Below are 797 nucleotides of genomic sequence, written 5' to 3'. Positions count from 1 at the left end.
CGGACATGATTAAGGCAGCCGCGCAGTAAAGAACCTACCGGTCCTTCATCAGCGCCTCCAACCCCACCCGGTAGTTCGGGTAGATCAATTCGACACCCAACTCATCCTTGATCCGGTCGTTTCGGACGCGTTTGTTCTCGTTATAAAAACTGCGCGCCATCGGTGTCAGATCGGCCTCGTCAAATGAAACCGCCGGCGGCAGAGGAAGCCCCTGCAACTCGGCGGCATACCCGATGACATCCTGTGGCGGGACAGGCTCATCGTCGCAGACATTGTAAACACTGCCCGGATTCGGCCTTGTCATCGAGGCTTGCAGAACCTGCGCAATGTCATCCACGTGGATACGCGAAAACACTTGCCCCGGCTTGATGATACGCCGCAGCCCACCGCGTGTGAGCTTAGAGAACGGCCCACGGCCCGGGCCGTAAATCCCTGCCAGACGGAAGATGTGAACAGGCAGGCCCGGCACAGCCGCCCATTGCTCTTCAGCCAGCATGCGCCACTTTCCACGCTTGGCGGTCGGTGTTGGCGGGGTGTCTTCGTCAACCCAGGCGCCCTGGTGATCGCCATAAACAGCCGTTGTCGATAAATAACCCACCCAAGTGAACTGACTTGCTCGTTTTCGGATCTCGTCGCCCAGCGCCGCCAGTACCGGATCGCCCGCCTCGCCCGGTGCCGTCGAGATCAGCAAATGCGTCACCCCATCCAGATTTGGGACCTCACCGGGCCAGATCAGCGGGTCCGCGCCAGAGGCACGTATCGCATCTGCGCCTTCGCCATCTCGTGTGGTGCCAAAA

General features: G+C 60.1%; 1 protein-coding gene. It reads right to left on the bottom strand.

Going from position 1 to position 797, the window contains the following annotated elements; all coding sequences use genetic code 11:
• Positions 1–34: 34 nt before the first annotated feature.
• Positions 35–797 (bottom strand): SDR family oxidoreductase (locus ACR0C6_RS21615; RefSeq protein WP_480621183.1); only part of this gene is annotated, 763 nt, incomplete at its 5' end.

The sequence above is a fragment of the Ruegeria sp. AL12 genome (assembly GCF_056540885.1).
This window is presented reverse-complemented; position numbering and strand designations above follow the sequence as displayed.